General features: G+C 71.0%; 4 protein-coding genes and 1 pseudogene. All 5 read left to right on the top strand.

Annotated elements, in window-relative coordinates; translation table 11 throughout:
* Positions 1-299: pseudogene (locus CA983_RS41595) on the top strand (carbon monoxide dehydrogenase); the annotation flags it as partial.
* 50 nt (positions 300-349) lie between these two features.
* Entirely contained in the window at positions 350-1,138 is a 789-nt protein-coding gene (locus tag CA983_RS41590) for an aldose epimerase family protein (protein WP_086605843.1), read from the top strand.
* A 10-nt stretch (positions 1,139-1,148) separates the two neighbouring features.
* Positions 1,149-1,697 carry an orotate phosphoribosyltransferase gene (gene pyrE, locus CA983_RS41585; protein WP_086605842.1) on the top strand — a complete coding sequence of 183 codons (549 nt, stop codon included), beginning with the start codon at positions 1,149-1,151 and terminating at the stop codon, positions 1,695-1,697.
* Positions 1,698-1,840: 143 nt separating this feature from the next.
* Entirely contained in the window at positions 1,841-2,863 is a 1,023-nt protein-coding gene (gene fbaA / locus CA983_RS41580; protein ID WP_086605841.1) for a class II fructose-bisphosphate aldolase, read from the top strand.
* A 67-nt stretch (positions 2,864-2,930) separates the two neighbouring features.
* A partial coding sequence (locus CA983_RS41575) for an MFS transporter (protein WP_143645741.1) occupies positions 2,931-3,525 on the top strand: 595 nt, incomplete at its 3' end.

Raw genomic sequence — 3,525 nt, 5'->3', positions numbered from 1 at the left:
ATATTCCGCCGTCCGCTGACGGGCCCTCGGCCGAGGCAGACGAGGGCGACGAGGCAGACGAGGACGACGAAGACGACGAGAACGACGAAGACATCGCCGAGGCGGCGCATGCGCGGCGGACGATGATCGGGCGTAGTGCCGAGGAGGTCGATCACGCCCCGCCGAGAGGCCGGTACGCGCCGGTGCCCGCGCCGCAGACCGTGATGCCTCCCGCCCCGCTGCGCTGGGCGGCCCCCGCGGCGGCGCTCGCGCTGGCGTCGGCCATCGTGGCGGTCCGGGCGCTGCGCAGACGCCGCTGAAAAGCCCGCAACGGGTGAGGCACTCTTGATCACCCCAGTAGGGTCGTCCCGTGAGTGACGAAGACATCACGCTGACCGCGGGTGACGCGGAGGTGACCGTGCAGCCGGGCAACGGCGGCCGGGTCGGAGGGCTGCGGATCGGCGGCGTGGAGCTGCTCCGGCAGGGGGAGCGGTTCGGCTGCTTCCCGATGGTGCCGTGGTGCGGGCGGATCCGGGACGGGCGCTTCCTGGACGGCGCCGTCGTACGGCAGATGCCCCTCAACGCCCCGCCCCACGCCATCCACGGCACCGCCCGCGACGGCGCCTGGCGCACCGCCCGCACCAGCACGGCCGAGGCCGTCATCACCCACGAGCTCGTCGACCCCTGGCCGCACCCGGGCCGCGTCACCCAGGTCGTCGCCCTCACCGAGGACGCGCTGACGCTGACCATGTCCGTGGAGACGTACGAGTCGTCGTTCCCGGCGCAGATCGGCTGGCACCCGTGGTTCAACCGGAACCTCGGCGGCGAGGACGTACGCCTCGACTTCGACCCGGCCTGGCAGGAGGAGCGCGGCGACGACCACCTGCCCACCGGCAACCGCGTCGAGCCGAAGCCCGGCCCCTGGGACGACTGCTTCGGAATGCCCGGCGGCGTCGACGTGACCCTCACCTGGCCGGGGCAACTGGAGCTGAAGGTGGCCAGCAGGCAGGAGTGGGTCGTCGTCTACGACGAGCAGGAGGCGGCCGTGTGCGTGGAGCCGCAGACCGGGCCGCCCAACGGGCTCAACAGCATGCCGCGCCTGGTCACGCCCCTGGAGCCGCTGGAGGCCACCACGACCTGGAGCTGGCGCCGCCTCTAAGCTGGGCGCCATGACGGACACTCGTGGCGCGCTGCTGCAGCAGATCAAGGACAAGGCCGTGGTGCACGGCAAGGTGACCCTGTCGTCGGGTCTGGAGGCCGACTACTACGTCGACCTGCGCCGCGTCACCCTCGACGGCGAGGCCGCGCCGCTGGTCGGGCAGGTGCTGCTCGACCTGACCGCCGACCTGGAGTTCGACGCGGTGGGCGGGCTCACCATGGGCGCCGACCCCGTCGCCGCCGCCATGCTGCACGCCGCCGCCGCGCGCGGCCGGCGCCTGGACGCCTTCGTCGTACGGAAGGCCGCGAAGGCGCACGGCTTGCAGCGGCGCGTCGAGGGTCCGGACATCGCGGGCCGCCGCGTGCTGGTCGTCGAGGACACCTCCACCACCGGCGGCTCCCCGCTCACCGCCGTCGAGGCCGTGCGCGAGGCCGGGGCCGAGGTCGTCGCCGTCGCGACCATCGTCGACCGGGCGACCGGCGCCGCGGAGAAGATCCAGGAGGGCGCCGGGGTGCCGTATCTCTTCGCGTTCTCCAAGGACGAGCTGGGCCTGGACTGAGCCAAGACCGACCAGGGCGTGGACGGTGGCCTGGACCTTCCGGCCAAGTCTGGAAAGATGGGGCCGACGATGACGTCGCACCCCAAGGTCTAGGTCAGGGCCAAAACGCAGTACGCCAACCCGCAGATACAAGGAGCGGACGCATGCCCATCGCAACTCCCGAGGTCTACAACGAAATGCTGGACCGGGCGAAGGCAGGAAAGTTCGCCTACCCGGCCATCAACGTGACCTCCACCCAGACCCTGCACGCGGCCCTGCGCGGTTTCGCTGAGGCGGAGAGCGACGGCATCGTCCAGATCTCCACGGGTGGCGCCGAGTTCCTGGGCGGTCAGTACAGCAAGGACATGGTGACCGGCGCGGTCGCCCTGGCCGAGTTCGCGCACATCGTCGCCGAGAAGTACCCGGTGAACATCGCGCTGCACACGGACCACTGCCCGAAGGACAAGCTGGACGGCTACGTACGTCCGCTGCTGGCGCTCTCCAAGAAGCGCGTGGACGCCGGTCTGTCCCCGCTCTTCCAGTCGCACATGTGGGACGGCTCCGCCGAGACYCTCGCCGRCAACCTCTCCATCRCGCAGGAGCTGCTGGAGCAGGCCCGCGCCGCGAAGATCATCCTTGAGGTGGAGATCACCCCGACCGGTGGCGAGGAGGACGGCGTCTCCCACGAGATCAACGACTCCCTCTACACCACCGTCGACGACGCGATCCGCACCGCCGAGGCCCTGGGCCTGGGCGAGAAGGGCCGCTACCTGCTCGCCGCCTCCTTCGGCAACGTGCACGGCGTGTACAAGCCGGGCAACGTCGTCCTGCGTCCCGAGCTGCTGAAGGAGCTGAACGAGGGCGTCGCCGCCAAGTTCGGCAAGGCGTCGCCGTTCGACTTCGTCTTCCACGGCGGCTCCGGCTCCTCGGAGGAGGAGATCCGGACCGCCCTGGAGAACGGCGTGGTCAAGATGAACATCGACACCGACACGCAGTACGCCTTCACGCGCCCGGTCGCGGACCACATGTTCCGCAACTACGACGGCGTCCTGAAGGTCGACGGCGAGGTCGGCAACAAGAAGACCTACGACCCGCGCACCTGGGGCAAGCTGGCCGAGGCCTCCATGTCCGCGCGCGTCGTCGAGGCCTGCGGCAACCTGCGCTCGACCGGCACGAAGATCAAGTAAGTCCCGGTCCGCTCGCGTCGAGCCCGGCACCTCCCTGAGGTGCCGGGCTCTTCCGTATGCTCCCTGCATGCCCGATGTCCGGCTGGCCTCACCGCAGGGCAAGTGGATCCTGCTCACCACTGTCCTCGGCTCCAGCATGGCCCTGCTGGACTCGACCGTCGTCAATGTCGCGCTGCCCCGCATCGGCCGTGATCTCGACGCGGACATGGCGGCCCTGCAGTGGACGGTCAACGCGTACATGGTCACGTTGGCCGGGCTGATCCTGCTGGGCGGGGCGCTGGGGGACCGTTTCGGGCGCCAGAAGGTCTTCGTCGTCGGTGTGGTGTGGTTCGCGGTGGCGTCGCTGCTGTGCGGGATCGCGCCGAACGCCGGGGTGCTGATCGCCGCGCGGGCCCTGCAAGGGGTGGGCGGTGCTCTGCTCACACCGGGTTCGCTGGCGCTGATCCAGGCGTCCTTCCATCCCGACGACCGGGGCCGCGCGGTGGGCCTGTGGTCCGGCTTCGGCGGGATCGGGGCGGCGGTCGGGCCCTTCGTCGGCGGCTGGCTGGTGGACGGGCCGGGCTGGCGGTGGGTGTTCCTGCTGAACGTTCCGCTGGCGCTGCTGTGCGTGCCCGTGGCGCTGCGGCACGTGCCCGAGTCGGGCGGCGAGGGGGCCCGGGGCC

The sequence above is a fragment of the Streptomyces swartbergensis genome (assembly GCF_002148965.1).
GTDB classification, from domain to species: Bacteria; Actinomycetota; Actinomycetes; order Streptomycetales; family Streptomycetaceae; genus Streptomyces; species Streptomyces swartbergensis.
This window is presented reverse-complemented; position numbering and strand designations above follow the sequence as displayed.

What these genes read in the sequence shown, in the direction of transcription:
- pyrE (WP_086605842.1), top strand. Translation starts at nt 1,149, where the DNA reads ATGACGGACACTCGTGGCGCGCTGCTGCAGCAGATCAAGGACAAGGCC.